Annotated in this window: 17 protein-coding genes and 1 tRNA gene; 7 read left to right on the top strand and 11 right to left on the bottom strand. The window is 70.6% G+C overall.

What is annotated here, in order from left to right; all coding sequences use genetic code 11:
* Positions 1 to 281 precede the first annotated feature (281 nt).
* Entirely contained in the window at positions 282 to 2621 is a 2340-nt protein-coding gene (locus ABZW30_RS17025; RefSeq protein WP_355671884.1) for a transglycosylase domain-containing protein, read from the top strand.
* A gap of 21 nt (positions 2622 to 2642) precedes the next feature.
* Here ABZW30_RS17025 and ABZW30_RS17020 read toward each other — a convergent pair whose 3' ends face one another.
* From ABZW30_RS17020 to ABZW30_RS17005, 4 genes are all read right to left on the bottom strand, one after another.
* Positions 2643 to 3824 carry a winged helix DNA-binding domain-containing protein gene (locus ABZW30_RS17020; RefSeq protein WP_355671883.1) on the bottom strand — a complete coding sequence of 394 codons (1182 nt, stop codon included), beginning with the start codon at positions 3822 to 3824 and terminating at the stop codon, positions 2643 to 2645.
* 120 nt (positions 3825 to 3944) lie between these two features.
* Positions 3945 to 4259 carry a hypothetical protein gene (locus ABZW30_RS17015; RefSeq protein WP_355671882.1) on the bottom strand — a complete coding sequence of 105 codons (315 nt, stop codon included), beginning with the start codon at positions 4257 to 4259 and terminating at the stop codon, positions 3945 to 3947.
* 2 nt (positions 4260 to 4261) lie between these two features.
* Positions 4262 to 4564 carry a co-chaperone GroES gene (locus ABZW30_RS17010; RefSeq protein ID WP_079136310.1) on the bottom strand — a complete coding sequence of 101 codons (303 nt, stop codon included), beginning with the start codon at positions 4562 to 4564 and terminating at the stop codon, positions 4262 to 4264.
* A gap of 178 nt (positions 4565 to 4742) precedes the next feature.
* The gene (locus ABZW30_RS17005; protein WP_355671881.1) at positions 4743 to 5090 is read right to left on the bottom strand and encodes a DUF3618 domain-containing protein; all 348 of its coding nucleotides are present in this window, start codon (positions 5088 to 5090) and stop codon (positions 4743 to 4745) included.
* Between the two features lie 164 nt (positions 5091 to 5254).
* Here ABZW30_RS17005 and bcp point away from each other — a divergent pair, with 164 nt between their 5' ends.
* The 3 genes from bcp to ABZW30_RS16990 all read left to right on the top strand — a co-directional run bounded on the left by bcp (position 5255) and on the right by ABZW30_RS16990 (position 8159).
* Positions 5255 to 5728, top strand: coding sequence for a thioredoxin-dependent thiol peroxidase (bcp, locus tag ABZW30_RS17000; RefSeq protein WP_355671880.1), 474 nt, complete (start codon positions 5255 to 5257; stop codon positions 5726 to 5728).
* 593 nt (positions 5729 to 6321) lie between these two features.
* Positions 6322 to 7833 (top strand): FAD-binding oxidoreductase, encoded by a 1512-nt coding sequence (locus ABZW30_RS16995; RefSeq protein ID WP_355671879.1) that lies wholly within the window; start codon positions 6322 to 6324, stop codon positions 7831 to 7833.
* Positions 7834 to 8072: 239 nt separating this feature from the next.
* Positions 8073 to 8159 (top strand) — tRNA-Leu (locus tag ABZW30_RS16990).
* 67 nt (positions 8160 to 8226) lie between these two features.
* Here the strand turns inward: ABZW30_RS16990 and rdgB are convergent.
* From rdgB to ABZW30_RS16970, 4 genes are all read right to left on the bottom strand, one after another.
* The gene (gene rdgB / locus ABZW30_RS16985) at positions 8227 to 8832 is read right to left on the bottom strand and encodes an RdgB/HAM1 family non-canonical purine NTP pyrophosphatase (RefSeq protein WP_355671878.1); all 606 of its coding nucleotides are present in this window, start codon (positions 8830 to 8832) and stop codon (positions 8227 to 8229) included.
* A gap of 31 nt (positions 8833 to 8863) precedes the next feature.
* Entirely contained in the window at positions 8864 to 9253 is a 390-nt protein-coding gene (locus tag ABZW30_RS16980) for a hypothetical protein (RefSeq protein WP_355671877.1), read from the bottom strand.
* A gap of 198 nt (positions 9254 to 9451) precedes the next feature.
* Complete coding sequence (gene rph / locus ABZW30_RS16975) at positions 9452 to 10177, bottom strand: ribonuclease PH (protein ID WP_355671876.1); 726 nt, start codon at positions 10175 to 10177, stop codon at positions 9452 to 9454.
* Between the two features lie 106 nt (positions 10178 to 10283).
* The gene (locus ABZW30_RS16970) at positions 10284 to 10574 is read right to left on the bottom strand and encodes a PTS glucose/sucrose transporter subunit IIB (RefSeq protein WP_355671875.1); all 291 of its coding nucleotides are present in this window, start codon (positions 10572 to 10574) and stop codon (positions 10284 to 10286) included.
* 343 nt (positions 10575 to 10917) lie between these two features.
* Between ABZW30_RS16970 and ABZW30_RS16965 the strand changes: the two genes are divergently transcribed.
* Entirely contained in the window at positions 10918 to 12210 is a 1293-nt protein-coding gene (locus ABZW30_RS16965; RefSeq protein WP_355671874.1) for a PTS transporter subunit EIIC, read from the top strand.
* A 534-nt stretch (positions 12211 to 12744) separates the two neighbouring features.
* Positions 12745 to 14004, top strand: coding sequence for a PTS transporter subunit EIIC (locus ABZW30_RS16960; protein ID WP_355671873.1), 1260 nt, complete (start codon positions 12745 to 12747; stop codon positions 14002 to 14004).
* Positions 14005 to 14133: 129 nt separating this feature from the next.
* Here the strand turns inward: ABZW30_RS16960 and ABZW30_RS16955 are convergent, their stop codons facing one another.
* Both ABZW30_RS16955 and ABZW30_RS16950 read right to left on the bottom strand, forming a co-directional pair.
* Complete coding sequence (locus tag ABZW30_RS16955) at positions 14134 to 14880, bottom strand: MBL fold metallo-hydrolase (RefSeq protein WP_355671872.1); 747 nt, start codon at positions 14878 to 14880, stop codon at positions 14134 to 14136.
* Positions 14881 to 15097: 217 nt separating this feature from the next.
* The gene (locus ABZW30_RS16950) at positions 15098 to 15289 is read right to left on the bottom strand and encodes a MerR family transcriptional regulator (protein ID WP_355671871.1); all 192 of its coding nucleotides are present in this window, start codon (positions 15287 to 15289) and stop codon (positions 15098 to 15100) included.
* Positions 15290 to 15478: 189 nt separating this feature from the next.
* Between ABZW30_RS16950 and ABZW30_RS16945 the strand changes: the two genes are divergently transcribed.
* Positions 15479 to 15943, top strand: a complete 465-nt coding sequence (locus tag ABZW30_RS16945) for a type II toxin-antitoxin system PemK/MazF family toxin (RefSeq protein ID WP_355671870.1) — start codon at positions 15479 to 15481, stop codon at positions 15941 to 15943.
* Positions 15944 to 15975: 32 nt separating this feature from the next.
* Here ABZW30_RS16945 and ABZW30_RS16940 read toward each other — a convergent pair whose 3' ends face one another.
* Positions 15976 to 16944: a cysteine synthase gene (locus ABZW30_RS16940; protein ID WP_355671869.1), complete on the bottom strand. Its 969-nt coding sequence runs from the start codon at positions 16942 to 16944 to the stop codon at positions 15976 to 15978.
* Positions 16945 to 16968 lie beyond the last annotated feature (24 nt).

Raw genomic sequence — 16968 nt, 5'->3', positions numbered from 1 at the left:
TGTCTCCTTGTCGACAAATACGGGCAGACGGCTTCCCGTACGCGCGTCGGCGCACGCCCCAACGGCTCCGACCGGCCGTACCCGGGGGTGCCGGGCCAGGCGGGCGGAGCTGCCAGAAGTAGGTGCGCTATGTGGTTTGCACCTTTCACCGTACCGCCGGGCCCCCCGCCCCGCACCCGGATTTCCGACGCGCCCCGGGGCACACGACCCGACCACCGCAACCGCGCAGTTCAGACACCTTGCGGCCACTGATCGGACGTCAAATAGCAGATAATCTCGCCATGACCTTGAGCACCCGACGCCAGGCCAAACGGGCCGCCCGCCGCGAGGCCCGCCGCGCCCTCCCCTTCTGGCGCCGGCTCCTGCCCACCTGGCGGGTCACCCTCGGCACCCTCACCGCGCTGCTCCTGCTCGCCGTCGGCGCCTTCGCCGTGCTCTACGTCATCGTCCCGGTGCCCGACCCCAACGCCCACGCCGTCGCCCAGAACAACATCTACCTCTACTCCGACGGCACCACCGAGATCGCCCGCACCGGCGCGGTCAACCGCACCGACGTCACCATCGACCAGATCCCGCTGCAGACCCAGCAGGCCGTCGTCTCCGCCGAGGACCGCACCTTCTACCAGAACCGCGGCATCGACCTGAAGGGCATGCTCCGGGCCGGCTGGAACACCCTGCTCGGCAAGGGCATGCAGGGCGGCTCCACCATCACCCAGCAGTACGTCAAGAACTACTACCTGACCCAGGACCAGACCTTCGAGCGCAAGGGCCGCGAACTCTTCATCGCCCTCAAGGTCGACCAGCAGCGCGACAAGAAGGACATCCTCGCCGGATACCTCAACAGCAGCTACTTCGGCCGCGGCGCCTACGGCATCCAGAGCGCCGCCCACGCCTACTACGGCGTCGACGTCTCCGGGCTCACCCTCGGCCAGGGCGCCTACCTCGCCTCCCTGCTCCAGGCCCCCAGCCTCTACGACGTCAAGACCGCCACCCCCGCCAACCGCGAGAAGGCCGTGGCCCGCTGGAACTACGCCCTCGACGGCATGGTCCAACTCGGCTTCCTCACCCAGGCCGACCGCGCCGCCACCACCTTCCCCGACCCGATCGACCCCCAGCCCGCCACCGGCCTCTCCGGCCAGGCCGGCTACCTGGTCGGCGTCGCCGACGACTACCTGATCTCCTCCGGCATCATCGACGCCCCCACCCTCAAGGCCGGCGGCTGGCGGATCACCACCACCTTCGAGAAGCCCAGGCAGGACGCCTTCGTCAAAGCCGTCCAGGACGAACTCACCGACGAACTCGACGCCAGGACCCGCCCCACCACCGACACCGACGTCCGGGTCGCCGGCGCCTCCCTCGACCCCGCCACCGGCCGCGTCGTCGCCGTCTACGGCGGCCCCGACTACGTCAAACAGCCCTACAACGACGCGCTGCGCCAGGACAACCAGATCGGCTCCACCTTCAAACCGGTCGACCTCGCCGCCGGCCTGATCGCCCAGCACACCCTGGACGGCCGCCCGATCACCACCGAGAGCCGCTACGACGGCAGCAGCGAACGCCCCGTCACCGGCGGCCCCACCCCCTACGCGCCGCCCAACGAGGACGGCGTCGACTACGGCAACATCACCCTGCGCTACGCCATGGTCAAGTCCGTCAACTCCGTGTACGCCCAGGAGGGCGTGGACGCCGGACTCGCCCGCGTCCGGGAGACCGCCGTCAAACTCGGCATCCCCGACAGCGTCCGCGGCATGGACCCGGCCAACACCTCGATGACCCTCGGCACCGCCACCCCCAGCGCCCTCGACCTGGCCGGCGCCTACGCCACCTTCGCCAACCACGGCGAGGCCCACACCCCGTGGTCCGTCCTCAAACTCGAACGCGTCAACCCCGGCGGCGCCGTCGACGTCCCCAAGATGCCCGACCACAAGGCCACCACCGCCATGGACCGCAGCATCGCCGACTCCGTCACCGACGTCCTGCGCGACGTCGTCAGCCCCCGCGGCACCGGCGTCGCCGCCCTCGACCTGAACCGCCCCGCCGCCGGCAAGACCGGCACCACCGACTCCAACCTCTCCGCCTGGTTCGCCGGCTTCACCCCCGAACTCACCACCACCGTCGGCCTGTTCCGGGAGAACCCGAAGAGCCACGCCAAGGAGCCGCTGGCCGGCACCGCAGGCCTCACCCGGATCAACGGCGGCGCCTTCCCCACAAAGATCTGGACCAACTACATGACCGCCGCCCTGAACGGCACCACCACCCAGCAGTTCGACCTGCAGACCGGCCGCGCCAACCCGGACCCCGGCAACTGGACCCCCACCGGCACCCCCGGCAGCACTCCCCCGAGCACCGGCCCCACCCCCGGCAACGCCACCACCCCCACCGGCGCCCCCGCGCCGACCACCCTCACCCACGCCCCCAGCACGCCGCCCGCCCCCACCGGCGCCCCCGCGCCCGGCCCGGCCGCCCCCAGCCCGCAGAACCCGCAGAACCCGCAGCCCACCCCCAGCCAGGAACAGCCCAGCCCCACCGCCCGACCCACCCAGACCCGGCCGACCAAGCCCACCAGCCAGCCCACCGGCACCACCGGGCCCACCAACTCGGCCACGGCACCGGCGCAGTGAGCTACCGGCCGGCCCGGTGAGCTAGCTCTTCGCGACCAGCTCCCGCTCCAGCGGCGTACGGAACCGTGGCGTCACCCGCACGTCCCCCAGCCAGCCCGCCAACCGCTCCGCCTCCGCCGCCACCGCCCGCTCGGCCTCCACCCCGACGTCCCGGAACAACCGCCACACCAGTTCGCCGTCCGCCCGCTGCGCCCAGCCGCCCACCACCTCGCCGCACCACCACACCGTCGGCCCGGCGTTACCGGCCCGGTCGAACAGCGCCGACACGTCCTCCGGCCGCAGGTACCAGTCCCGCCCGCGCCAGCCCATCACCGCCGGGTCCAACGCCGGCAGCAGGGCCGCCCAGGGCTCCGGCGCCGCCGTCGGCGCGTCGTCCCCCGGCAGCACCAGCGCCGCCGAGCCGTCCGCCAGCGCCACGTCCCGCGCCCCGACGTCCGCCAGCGCCTTACGGACATCCCCCAGAGTCCAGCCCGTCCACCACTTCACGTCCTCGACCGTCGCCGGACCGTACGCCGCCAGCCAGCGCCGCACCACCTCCGCCTTCGCCTCCCGCACCGGCACGTCCGGCCACTGCGGCACCAGCGCCCACGGATAGCTGCTGCTCAGCCAGGAGCCGCGCGGCCGGCAGCGGCGCACATGCCCGTCCGAGGCCAACAGCCGCAGCAGCCGGCTTCCCACGCTCTGCCGGTTCTCGTACGGCTTCCCCGCCGACATCAGCATGCTCTCGCGCAACTGCGGCACATCATCGCCGAGTTGCTTGGTCGTCGCCTCGCCGCGCCGCGCCAGCGCGGCCAGCACCTCGCGCTCCGTCTCCGCCAACCGCGCCTCGTCCCAGCCCTCGGCGTGGTCCCGCAGGTGCTTGAGCAGCGTCGCCCGCTCCTTCACCGCGATCGCCCGCGCCGCCGCCGAACTCACGTACGGGGCGAAGCCCTCCGTCACCGCGAAGATCGTCCGCCGCATCGACAGCAGCTTCACCAGCGAGACGTCCCCGTACAGCGCCCGGTCCACCTGAGCCGCCGAGGGCGCGGCCAGCCGCGCACAGGCCGACAGGTACACCGTGGCCGCGTCCGTCGCATGCAGCCCGACCACCGCGTCGGCCGCATCTTCCACCCGCGCCGCCCGCCCCGAGGGCACCAACAGCTGCCGCCGCCCCAACCGGGCCCGCCGCTGCGCATCACCGATCGTCGGCACCGCCTTGCTCATGCCCGGACCCTAACGCCCACCACCGACACATCCGGCGCCCATCAGCCGGCCCGGGAAACGGAAGCGCCGGACGACGACGGCCGGCGGCCCCGGAGCCCGATGAGGGCGCCGGAGCGTGGTTCAGTCGACCGGTCGGACCCGGTCCACGACCGTCCAGCGCGGGCCGAGCTCCTCGCGCAGCGCGGCCAGCGCGGCACGGGCCCGGGCGTTGAACCGGTCCCTCTCGTCCTGCGACCAGGGCGACGGGCCGCCCGGGTCGTCCCAGTCGATCACGGACTGGAACCACTCCGACAGCTCCACCAGCTCGGCCGCCAGCGCGGCACTGATCGGCAGCCGGTCCAGCTCAGCCGGGTAGCCGTACGGGCTCTCCACGTCATCCGGCCACAGCGCCGTACCGACGACCCCCGCCTCGAAGAAGTACCGCAGACGCTCCATGGTCAGAGGTACAGCCCGGTCGAGCCCTCGGTGTCCCCGAAACGGGTCGCGGCGACGGCGTGCAGGTCGCGCTCGCGCAGCAGCACGTAGGTGGCGCCGCGGACCTCGACCTCCAGCTTGTCCTCCGGGTCGTACAGGACGCGGTCACCGGGCTCCACCGAGCGCACGCTCTGGCCGACAGCCACAGCTTCCGCCCACGTGCACCTTTTACTTAGCTCAGCGGTCGCCGGGATCAGGATGCCGCCGGTCGAGCGGCGCTCGCCCTCGCTGCCCTCGATGCGCACCAGCACGCGGTCGTGCAGCATCCTGATCGGCAGCTTCTCGCCCAGCCGGTCGTGCCGCGCGGGCTCGTGCTCCTGGTCGGAGCGGGTCGCTTCGTCGTTCGTACTCACGGTCCCGAAGGTACCGCTCCCGGGCGCGGAGCGTGACGTCAGCCCGGCATACGGAAGGCCGGGTGCCCGCGGGCGCCCGGCCGTTCCACCACTACCGCTCAGCCTTGCGGCGCCGGCGGGAGGAGGCGATCAGCAGCACCAGGCCCGCACCGACCAGCGCGGCCGGGACGACCCGCTCCTTGCGCGGCCGGCCCTTCTCGTCCACGAACTGCGCCCGGACCTTCTCCACCAGGCCGTTCGCGGCCACGTACGCCCGGCCCGCCTTCTCCTCGACGGAGGCCATCGCCTTGGCCTTGACCTGGGCGGAGATGGTGCTCGGGTGGATCCGCACGGCCAGCTCGTCCAGGGTCTCCGCCAGCCGGCCGCGGGTGCGCTCGATGTCCGCCTCGATCTGGACGGCCGTCCGCTGCGGCTTGTCCTGCGTGCTCGCCTCGCCCACTCGGGCCACCCCATTCACTTGCCGATGTAGTCCTGGTCGTCCTGTGCGACCGACCCAGTTTGTCAGCTGGCATGCAAGGCCGCGCGGCCCCACCCACCAACGGAGGTAAGTTTGCCGTGGTACGACCGCACGTCCCAGCCGCACGCACCAGGAGAGTCCACCCCATGACTGAGCGTCTCCAGCCCGGCGACACCGCGCCCGCCTTCAGCCTGTCCGACGCCGACGGCAACCAGGTCTCCCTCGCCGACCACCTGGGCCGCAAGGTCATCGTCTACTTCTACCCCAAGGCCCTCACCCCCGGGTGCACCAAGCAGGCCTGCGACTTCACCGACAACCTGGAGGTCCTCGCGGGCGCCGGCTACGACGTCATCGGCATCTCGCCGGACCAGCCGGAGAAGCTCGGCGCGTTCCGCGAGGCCGAGAACCTCAAGGTCACCCTGCTCTCCGACCCGGACCACGCGGCCCTGGAGGCGTACGGCGCCTACGGCGAGAAGCAGAACTACGGCCGCACCTACCTGGGCGTCATCCGCTCCACGGTGATCGTCGACGAGCAGGGCAAGGTCGAGCGTGCGCTGTACAACGTCAAGGCCACCGGCCACGTCGCCAAGCTGCTGCGCGACCTCAAGGTCGAGGCCTGAGCCCTCCGGGATCCCCCGGACTCCCGCGAACGCGGCGGTGGCGGCACACCCCCAGACCGGGTGCGCCGCCACCGCCGTCTCCCGCCTCAACGGGCCGCTGTCAGACAGGTAGTGGACGAAGTCCATGTCGGCCGAGGCGCCCGGCGCCGGCGACTGCCGGCCCGGCGGCTTGACGACACGCGGTTGCCAGCGCCCTTCAGACCGCCCGCGTTGCCCGGGCCCGGGCCGTCCTGCCGGATCACCGGCAGCAGCGGAACGATCCGCTCTCACGGTCCGTCATCGACCTCCTACGACCTCCGCCGCCCCTGCCCACCCCGATCCGTCGGGTGCGGGAACAATGCCGACTGACAGCCCGTCATTCCCGTGAAATAATTGTCGGCTCGACGGTAATCCTGTCACGACTTCGGCGACCGCAGTGCGCGCACCGGCCGCATATATCACTTATCGTCGCCCCCTTCCCCGATGAGCGTGTCGGGCAACACCGCCACGGGCACCCTCGTTACTCTGCGGACCCTAGGAGTCGTCCACGAAGTACTGAACTGCCAGCCGGTGGACGAGATTTGCCTCACATCCCGGTCGGGAGGACATGGACTATGCACGATTTTTCTCGTCGCGGCTTGCTCAAGGCGACAGCAGTCGCCGGCGTCGGCGCGGTCGTTGTTCCGGGCATTACGGCTGCAGGAGCCCCGGGCGCGAGCGCCGCGACCAAAGGGCCGGAGGACGAGAAGTGCCCGCCGGCGGAGCTGACCGGCCGCATCGTCCGCCCCGAGGACCCCGGCTTCACGGATGCGAGGCTCGGCTGGGACCAGCTCTTCGCTCACTATCCGCTGGTCATCGTCTTCGCCCAGAACACCCAGGACGTGGTCAACGCCCTCACCTGGGCGCGACAGAACGACGTCGCGGTGCGGGTACGGAGTGGCCGTCACGCCCTTGAGGGCTGGTCGAACGTGGACAACGGCATCGTGATCGACATCAGCGAGTTGAAGTCGGTCCAGATCGACACCGCGTCTCGTATCGCGACGGTCGGCGCCGGGCTCAACCAGTTGGAAGCGGTGACCACACTCGCGAAGCAGGACCTCGCGGTGACGACGGGAACGGAGGGCAGCGTAGGCCTGTCCGGTGCGACGCTCGGCGGCGGCTTCGGGTTCCTCACCCGCTGGCTCGGCATGGCCTGCGACAGCCTCGTGGGGGCTGAGATCGTCGTCGCGTCGGGTGCCGAGTGCGCCAAGGTGATCAAGGCGTCCTTGAACGACGACTCAGACCTGCTCTGGGCGCTCCGCGGGGCGGGGAACGGCAACTTCGGGATCGTCACGTCGCTCACCTACCAGACGGCTCCGCTGAAGTTCGTCACCTATGTGCAGGCGACGTGGGACGGCCTCGGCGATCTGCAGGGGGTCTTCGACGCATGGCAGCGTACGGGGCCGACCGCCGACGACCGCCTCGGAACCCAGCTTGAGGTCCACAGGAACCAGATTCTGCTGTTCGCGGTTCTCGCTGAAGGATCACCGGAAGAGGCGAAGAAGTTGTTGGCCCCGATCCTGTCGGTCGGCAGCCCGAAGGTCTCGACGCAGGTGGGCAACTGGGGCGACGTATATGCGGGATTCCAGGTCCCCATCACGGCCGAGCCCGCGAACTGGAAGTTCTTCTCACAGTTCACCGGAAAGCCGTTCCCGAAGGAAGCGATCAGCGTGATCGGCTCGTTCATGCAGAACGCCCCGACGGATGACAGCAACTACTTCACCCAGGCCTTCGGCGGAGCGGTCAGGAGGCCCCCCCGCTGCGGCACCGCGTTCCCGCACCGCGACGCGCTCTTCTACGGCGAGATCGGTGCCGGCTGGGGGACTCGTGGAACACAGCCGGGCGTCTGCGACCCGCTCACCCCGCAGGCCCAGGCATGGACTGCCGAGTTCAGCCAGGCGATGCGGCCCTACGTGAACGGTGCCTACGTCAACGTGCCGAATGTCGGAATGCAGAACTGGGAAACCGCCTACTGGGGCCCCAACTTCGACCGGCTGCGCGAGATCAAGGCGGAGTACGACCCCCACAACGTCTTCCAGTACGAGCAGAGCATCCCGCCCGCGTCACGCGGGCACGAGCACTCGTGACCCACGCCGACGTGAGGTCGTCGCGGATCTCCGGGTCCTGAGACGCTCGGAAGCGGTCGGCCCTCTCCCGGGTGCGGGAGAGGGCCGCACCTGCTCCGACGCCACGACCGCCATCCGGCCGCCCCGCCCGAACTGCCACTCCGTCACTCCGACCTACCGCAGGCGGAGGAAGAACGGCCACACCACCGGACGGAATCACGGTGTCCCCGCCCGAAGCGAAGCCCTAGACTAGAGACCACGCGGCCTTGGCGGAGCAGGCAGACGCGCCGGACTTAGGATCCGGTGGGGGAAACCCCGTGAGGGTTCGAATCCCTCAGGCCGCACCAGCTTTAGGTTCGAAGGCCCGCCCCGGATGCTTCCGGGGCGGGCCTTCGGCGTTCGACGGACGGGCTGTCAGCCCAGCAGGTCCTTCACCACCGGCGCCAGGGCCCGGAAGGCCTGGCCGCGGTGGCTGATGGCGTTCTTCTCGTCCGCGGTGAGCTCGGCACAGGTGCGGGTCTCGCCGAGCGGCTGGAGGATCGGGTCGTAGCCGAAGCCGTTGGTGCCGGCCGGGGCGGTGCGCAGGGTACCGAGGAGGCGGCCCTCGACGACGCGCTCGGTGCCGTCGGGCAGGGCGAGGGCGGCGGCGCAGAAGAAGTGGGCGCCGCGGTGCGGCTCGGCGATGTCGGAGAGCTGGGCGAGCAGCAGGTCGAGGTTGGCGCGGTCGTCGCCGTGCTTGCCGGACCAGCGGGCGGAGAAGATGCCGGGCGCGCCGTTGAGCACGTCCACGCAGAGGCCGGAGTCGTCGGCGACGGCGGGCAGGCCGGTGGCGCGGGCCAGGGCGTGGGCCTTGAGCAGGGCGTTCTCGGCGAAGGTGACGCCGGTCTCGGGGACGTCCGGGATCTCGGGGTAGGCGTCGGCGCCGACGAGTTCGACGTCCAGGCCGGCGTCGGTGAGGATGGCGCGCAGCTCGGCGACCTTGTGCTGGTTGCGGGTGGCGAGGATCAGGCGGGTGGACATGTCGCCCACCTTATCCAGAGGGCGAAACGGATCAGCCGGTGCAGACCGAGGTGAGGTTGCCCGCCGCGTCGCCGAGTGGCTTGAGGTCGGGGGCTTCCTTCCTGTCGACGGCCTGCTGGACCTTGTCGGCCTGCTTCTGCAGGTCGGTCGCGGCCTTGACGACGTCGGTGTTCTTGGAGTTCTTCCCGATCTGGTCGAGGTCGCCCTTGAGCTTCTGCAGCGCCTTCCCGGCGGCGGCCGAGTCGTTGCCGGCGTTGTCGTAGGCCTTGGTGAGGTCGGCGATGTCGCCGGTGACCTTCACGGCGGTGTTGCCGCAGTCGATCGCCTTCTGGGCGGCGGAGCAGCTCACCATGCTGAGCGGGAGGATCGCGATCAGTCCGGCCACGGCGAGGACGGCGGGGCGGGCGATGCTCGACTGCATCCGGTCCTCCTGATGGCGCGGGTTCCGCGGGGAGGGACGCGCGCCACAGGGTGCGCGGTTCCCGCAGCGGGGGTGCTGCGGGAACCGTACGGTCTGCGGGCCCGGCCTGTACAGCAGGTCGTCCGACGGCATGTCGAACGGCGCGTCCGAAGACCTCGACGGCCGTGCGGCCCGCGCCGGTTCACCCTTGATGCGGGCTCAGCCCTCCAGGGCCTTGCGCTGGATCACGTCCAGCTCGGAGCAGCCGAGGGTGCCGAGGTCGAGCAGCCGGTTGAGCAGGTCGCGGTCGAAGGGGGCGCCTTCGGCGGTGCCCTGGACCTCGACGAAGCGGCCGTCGGAGGTGCAGACGATGTTCATGTCGGTCCCGGCGCGCACGTCCTCCTCGTACTGGAGGTCGAGCATCGGGACGCCGTCGATGATGCCGACGCTGACGGCGCTGACGCCGCCGGTGATCGGCTGGCCCTTGGCGCGCAGCAGCTTGCGCTCGCGGGCCCAGGAGACGGCGTCGACCAGGGCGACGTAGGCGCCGGTGATGGCGGCGGTGCGGGTGCCTCCGTCGGCCTGGAGGACGTCGCAGTCGAGCACGATGGTGTTCTCGGCGAGGGCGCGATGGTCGACCACGGCGCGCAGCGAGCGGCCGATGAGCCGGCTGATCTCGTGGGTGCGGCCACCGATGCGGCCCTTGACGGCCTCGCGGTCGCCGCGGGTGTTGGTGGCGCGCGGGAGCATGGAGTATTCGGCGGTGACCCAGCCCTCTCCGCTGCCCTTGCGCCAGCGCGGGACGCCCTCGGTGACGCTGGCGGTGCACAGCACCTTGGTGTCGCCGTAGGAGATGAGGACGGAGCCTTCGGCGTGCTTGCTCCAGCCCCGCTCGATGGTGATGGGGCGGAGCTGTTCGGGGGTGCGGCCGTCGATGCGTGACATAGGCACTGAGCGTAGTCGCTCCGGACGCCCGTTCCGGATGTGCCTCGGCCCGCCGTCACCCTGAGCGGGTCGGCGGGCCGGGAGTGGTGAGCCTGGGTGGCTCAGCTCACATCATGTCCTCGATGTCGGCGGCGATCGGGTCGGCGTCGGTGCCGATGACGACCTGGATCGCGGTACCCATCTTCACGACGCCGTGGGCGCCGGCGGCCTTGAGGGCGGCCTCGTCGACCAGGGCGGCGTCCTTGACCTCGGTGCGCAGGCGGGTGATGCAGCCCTCGACCTCTTCGATGTTCTCGATGCCGCCCAGACCGGCGACGATCTTCTCAGCCTTGCTGGCCATCTGGTTCTCTCCCTCTGTCTCGGCCCGTCGGCGGCTCTGCCGGGTGCCGTCCTGCACTGTGCTGGGGTGGTCCTCGACCGTCGGGTGGTGAGGTCCGTGCCGGAGGCTGACGCGGGTTCAGCTGCGGTCGTGCTGCCGGGCAGCGCGACAAGCATGACCCGAGCCGGTCCGGTATGCCACGTTAGACCACATTTGGCCTATTCCGGCGCGCAGGCTCCTGGCCGCCGCCCGAGAATGACGGTCAGCGGGGCCCGCGTCCCGGCGTTCGGCCCGCGTCCCAAAGTGGTCTACACCAATATATGTGTACTCCAGTGAACGCGGGAAGGACCCCGGGTGTTCCTGGGCCTCGCCCGAGGGTCCCGCAGCGGGCCTCGGGACGGCAACCGCTCCCGGAGGGCGAATGACGAGTTCGGCAGGAGCCGCGGCCCCGCAGACCACGTGGTGGCACACCTTCTACGGCGGACTCCAGAAGATGGGCCGCTCGCTGCAGTTGCCGGTCGCGGTGCTCCCCGCGGCGGGCATCCTCAACCGGCTCGGTCAGCCGGACGTCTTCGGCAAGGACGGCCTGGGCTGGAACAACGTCGCCAAGGTCTTCGCGGCGGCGGGCGGCGCCCTGCTCGACTCCTCGCTCGGCCTGCCGATGCTGTTCTGCATCGGTGTGGCGATCGGCATGGCCAAGAAGGCGGACGGTTCGACGGCCCTGGCCGCCGTGGTCGGCTTCCTCGTCTACTACCGGGTCCTGCACGCCTTCCCGGAGAACTGCGAGCCGCCGACGGTGCTCGTCAGCGACCAGTGCGTGGACTACTCCTCGGCGAAGGCCGCCGCCGCGACCTACCAGAACCCGGGGGTGCTCGGCGGCATCCTGATCGGCCTGATGTCGGCCTGGCTGTGGGTGCGCTTCCACCGCACCAGGCTGGTCGACTGGTTGGGCTTCTTCAACGGCCGCCGACTGGTGCCGATGATCACCGCCCTGGTCGGCACGCTGACCGCCGTGCTCGCGCTGTGGGTCTGGCCGCCGATCGGCCGCGGCCTGAACGACTTCTCGCAGCACCTCGCCGATCTCGGCGCGGGCGGCGCCGGCATCTTCGGCCTGTTCAACCGCGCACTGCTGCTGATCGGTATGCACCAGTTGCTGAACACCTTCGTCTGGTTCCAGTTCGGGGAGTTCACCAAGGCCGACGGCACCGTCGTGCACGGCGACATCCCGCGATTCCTGGCGGGCGACCCGACGGCCGGACAGTTCCAGTCCGGCTTCTTCCCCATCATGATGTTCGCGCTGCCCGCCGCCGCCATCGCGATCGCGCACTCGGCTAAGCCGCACCGCCGAAAGGAGATCTACGGCCTGATGCTCTCGGTCGGCCTGACCTCCTTCGTCACCGGTGTCACCGAACCGATCGAGTACTCCTTCGCCTACCTCGCCCCGGCCCTGTACGGCGTGCACGCGCTGCTGACCGGCGCCTCGATGGCGATCACCTGGGGGCTCGGAGTGCACGACGGCTTCAGCTTCTCGGCCGGCCTGATCGACTACGTGATCAACTGGGGGCTCGCCACCAAGCCGTGGATGATCATCATCATCGGGCTCGGCTTCGCCGCGGTGTACTACGCACTCTTCCGATTCATCATCGTCAAATTCGACCTGAAAACACCGGGTCGCGAGGAGGAGGGCGAGGTCGAGGACGTCACCAAGGCCTGATTCCCACCACCCGGAACATCGCCCACAAAAGCCCTCGGACCCATCGATGCGAGGGCCTTCGGCATTTCGGGAAAGGACCTCATTACCTGCCCGATAGCCGGCGAAGAGATAATTCGGTCGCGATCCAGCCGTACCGGCGACGCTCCGCACCGCGGCCGAGCACGGGCGAGGGACACCACATCGGGCACGCCCGCGACGCCCCGGTCACTCTCAGCAGCCGCCGCGCACACCCCGGAGCGGCGGGATCGCCCCGCGCCACCCCCGACACCCGACCCGGCCCAGTGGCCGCAGGGCGACGGCGCTTTTTGTTGCGCAAATAGCCAAAATCCCAATCGCGACTGAAATCATGATCGTCGTTCCGCGACTAGGTTTCGATTTCATAGCGCTTCCCGGCGGCGACGCTTTCCGGGGTTCCCCGCCTTCTCCACCCGTGCTACAAAACTGGTCTACACCACACGTGGTGTAGACCAGTTCGCGGTTCGGCCCCCTGTGCCTTCCCCCGACCGACCGCCATGCCGTTAGGAACCCACCCCCATGAGTCAGTCTGCGCAGGCACCGGCGCCCGCCAAGGCTCCGACGCCGATCAAGAAGTTCGGCAACAGCGTCCTTCCCGGTCTCCAGAAGGTCGGCCGCAGCCTCCAGCTGCCGATCGCCGTGCTGCCTGCGGCGGGTCTGCTGGCGCGCCTCGGCCAGGACGACATCCATGAGAAGTGGCACTTCCCCGCAAAGCTCGTCGAGGTCTTCGGCGCCGCGGGTGGTGCGATCACCACCCAGCTGCCGCTGCTCTTCTGCGTCGGCATCGCCATCGGCTACGCCAAGAAGGCGGACGGCTCGACGGCGCTGGCCGCCCTGGTCGGGTACCTCGTGTTCAGCAAGGTGCTGACCGCCTTCCCGGCCGACGGCACCATCACCGAGGCCCTGCCGAAGGGCAAGCCGCAGGACCCGGGCGTCCTCGGCGGCATCGTGGTCGGTCTGCTCGCGGCCATCCTGTGGCAGCGGTTCCACCGGACCAAGCTGGTCGACTGGCTCGGCTTCTTCAACGGCCGCCGCCTGGTGCCGATCATCATGGCCTTCGTCGGCACCGGCCTGGGCGTCCTGTTCGGCCTCTGCTGGCAGCCCATCGGTGACGCGATCTCGCACGTCAACAACAGCCTGGTGGGCGCGGGCGCGATCGGCGCCGGCCTGTTCGGCCTGATCAACCGCGCGCTGATCCCGATCGGCATGCACCAGTTCGTCAACACCTACGCCTGGTTCCAGACCGGTGACTTCACCAAGGCCGACGGCACCGTCGTGCACGGCGACATCAACCGCTTCCTGGCGGGCGACCCGACGGCCGGCCAGTTCCAGGCGGGCTTCTTCCCGATCATGATGTTCGCGCTGCCGGCCGCCGCCATCGCGATCGCCCACTGCGCCCGCCCCGAGCGCCGCAAGGCCGTCATGGGCATGATGATCTCGGTCGCGCTGACCAGCCTCGTCACCGGCGTCACCGAGCCGATCGAGTTCACTTTCCTCTTCATCGCCCCGGTCCTGTACGCGATCCACGCGGTGCTGACGGCGGCCTCGATGGCCATCACCTGGGGCCTCGGCGTCCACCACGGCTTCAGCTTCTCGGCCGGACTGATCGACTACGGCATCAACTTCAGCCTGGCCAAGAACCCGCTGCTGATCATCCCGATCGGCCTGGTCTTCGCCGCGATCTACTACTTCGCGTTCCGCTTCGCGATCACCAAGTTCAACCTCAAGACCCCCGGTCGCGAGGACGACGACGAGATCGAGGACGTGACCAAGGCCTGAGGCCCGTCCGTCCCCGCCGTCGAGGCCCCAACCATCGAGGCCCCGCCCGGCCGCTGATCCCCCAGCGGCCGGGCGGGGCCTCGCGCATGCCGGGGGTTTTTGGGGCGTCGGGGAGCCCCGCCGGCCTGGTCAGATCTCGTACACCGCGCCCGGCCGGGCCAGCTCGACCGGGCCCGCGTACGCGGCGGCGGCGTCGCGGCGGTTGCGCTCGGCGTCGGTCCACGGCGGGATGTGGGTGAGGACGAGTCGGCGCGCCCCGGCGGCGGTGGCATGCTCGCCGGCCTCCCGGCCGTTGAGGTGGACGGCCCGGTAGGTGTCCCGGCCGTCCAGGTAGGCGGCCTCGCACAGGAACAGGTCGGTGTCGCGGGCGAGTTCCACGAGTTCCGGGCTCTCGCCGGTGTCGCCGGAGTAGACCAGGGAGCGACCGCCGTGCTCCAGCCGGAAGGCGAAGGCGTCGACCGGGTGGTTGACCTGGGCGACGGAGACCCGGAAGGGTCCGAGCTGGAAGCTGCCGGGGGTGATGGTGCGGAACTCGAACACCTCCTTCATCCCGGGGCTCTCCGGCATGTCGTACGCCCGGGCGAGGCGCTCGGCGGTGCCCGCCGGGCCGTACACCGGCAGCAGGTCGGGGCAGCCCTCGGCGCGGTAGTTGCGGGCGACCCAGTAGGCGCACAGATCGACGCAGTGGTCCGCGTGCAGGTGGCTGAGCAGGACGGCGTCGACCTCGTAGAGGCCGGTGTACTTCTGCAGCGCGCCGAGCGCCCCGTTGCCGAGGTCGATCACCACGCGGTAACCGTCGGCCTCGACCAGGTAGCTGGAGCAGGGCGAGTCGACGGACGGGAAGCTCCCCGAGCACCCCACCACGGTCAGTTTCATCCGAGCCCCTCCGCCCTGACACGTCCTGGCTGCTGCTGAAAAACGGCATGGAAAACAGCATGGAAAACGGCAGGCCGGGCCGGTCGGTCGGTCGGTCGGCCGGTAGCACTGCGTTGGTGTGTCGAGGGTAAGGGCGGAGCGGCACTTTGCCCCCGTCCCCGTGCCGGGCTGTGGCTGGAATCACCCAGAACGCCGGGGCGACGACAGGGGCCTCGGATCAGCGGTGCCGGGGGCGGTTGCGGGCCCAGACACGGATGGTGTCGGGGTACCAGCGGGGGTGGCCGCTGCCGTCGGTCACGTCCGGGTCGGGCAGCAGGCCGTGCCGACGGTAGTTGCGGACGGTCTCGGGCCGGACGTCGATGTGCCTGGCGATCTCGGCGTACGACCAGAGTTCGGATGATCCGCTCACGAGGGCACCTCCGGGGGGACGGGGGCGGACGTTCGTGAGGCAGCTTTTCCGGGTGGCACCGGGGCGTTCACGGCGCAACGGGCACTGTGGCCGTTCCGTGACGAACCGGGAGCAATACGCGGACAAATACTCAACTGTCACAGTCACCACGGTGGTGGCGTTCACCGCCGGGCCGGTACGGTTCGCCGCATGAATGGCATGACGGGAATCTGGCCGGTCCTGGCCGTGGCGGGCGTCGCCGTGCTGGCGGCCGTCGCGGCGGCGCTGGTGAAGCGCACCCGCCCGGCGCCGCGCCCGGCCGGGCCGACCGGTCCGCGGCCGCGCCCGAGCACCAAGTCCCGCCCGGAGCCGCAGGAGATCTGGTGGGCGGAGGTGCCGTTCGAGGACGGCCCCGGTTCCAAGGACCGTCCCTGCCTGGTGCTGCGGGTGCACGGCCGGACCGCGACCGTCGCGAAGATCACCAGCAAGCACCACGCCGAGCGCCCGGGCGTCCTGCCACTGCCGCCCGGTTCGGTGGGCGACCGGCAGGGCCGGACCAGCTGGCTGGAGACCGACGAGCTGCGCGAGGTGCCGCTGTCGGCCTTCCGCCGCCGCGCCGGCACGGTGGACCGGCAGGTCTGGGCCCGGGCCCAGCGGGCCCTTCAGAGCAGCTAGGGCCGGAGCTGGCCCTTGGGCCTGTCCGGGCCCTAGGCCCAGAGCTGGCCCTGCAGCGCCTCGACCGCCGCCTCGGTGGACTCGGCGGTGTAGATGCCGGTGGACAGGTACTTCCAGCCGCCGTCGGCGACCACGAAGACGATGTCCGCGCGCTCCCCGGCGGCCGCCGCCTTGCGGCCTACGCCGATCGCGGCGTGCAGGATGGCGCCGCTGGAGACGCCCGCGAAGATGCCCTCCTGCTGGAGGAGTTCGCGGGTGCGGCGGACGGCGTCCGCGGAGCCGACCGAGAAGCGGGTGGTGAGCACCTCGGCGTCGTACAGCTCGGGGACGAAGCCCTCGTCGAGGTTGCGCAGCCCGTACACCAGGTCGTCGTAGCGGGGCTCGGCGGCGACGATCCTGACGCCGGGGACCTTCTCGCGCAGGAAGCGGCCGACGCCCATCAGGGTGCCGGTGGTGCCGAGGCCGGCCACGAAGTGGGTGACGGTCGGCAGGTCGGCGAGGATCTCGGGGCCGGTGGTGGCGTAGTGGGCGCCCGCGTTGTCGGGGTTGCCGTACTGGTAGAGCATGACCCAGTCGGGGTGCTCGGCGGCGATCTCCTTGGCGATCCGGACGGCGGTGTTGGAGCCGCCGGCGGCCGGGGAGGAGATGATCTCGGCGCCCCACATCCGGAGCAGTTCGCGCCGTTCCTCGCTGGTGTTCTCGGGCATCACGCAGACCATCCGGTAGCCCTTGAGCTTGGCGGCCATGGCGAGCGAGATGCCGGTGTTGCCGCTGGTGGGCTCCAGGATGGTGCAGCCCGGGGTGAGCCGGCCGGCGGCCTCGGCGCGCTCGATCATGTGCAGCGCCGGGCGGTCCTTGATCGAACCGGTCGGGTTGCGGTCCTCCAGCTTGGCCCAGAGGTTCACCAGGCCCTCGGCGTTGCCGGGGATGGTGGCGGACAGCCGCGGCAGGCGGACCAGCGGGGTGTTGCCGACGGCTTCGAGCGGACTGTCGTAACGCAAGGGAGGCCTCCGGCCACGGCGGTG

Origin of the sequence: Kitasatospora sp. NPDC004669 (genome assembly GCF_040609455.1) — a bacterium.
In the GTDB taxonomy this organism is placed as follows: domain Bacteria; phylum Actinomycetota; class Actinomycetes; order Streptomycetales; family Streptomycetaceae; genus Kitasatospora.
Note: the sequence above shows the minus strand (reverse complement) of the source record. Positions and strands in the feature narration are given on the sequence as shown.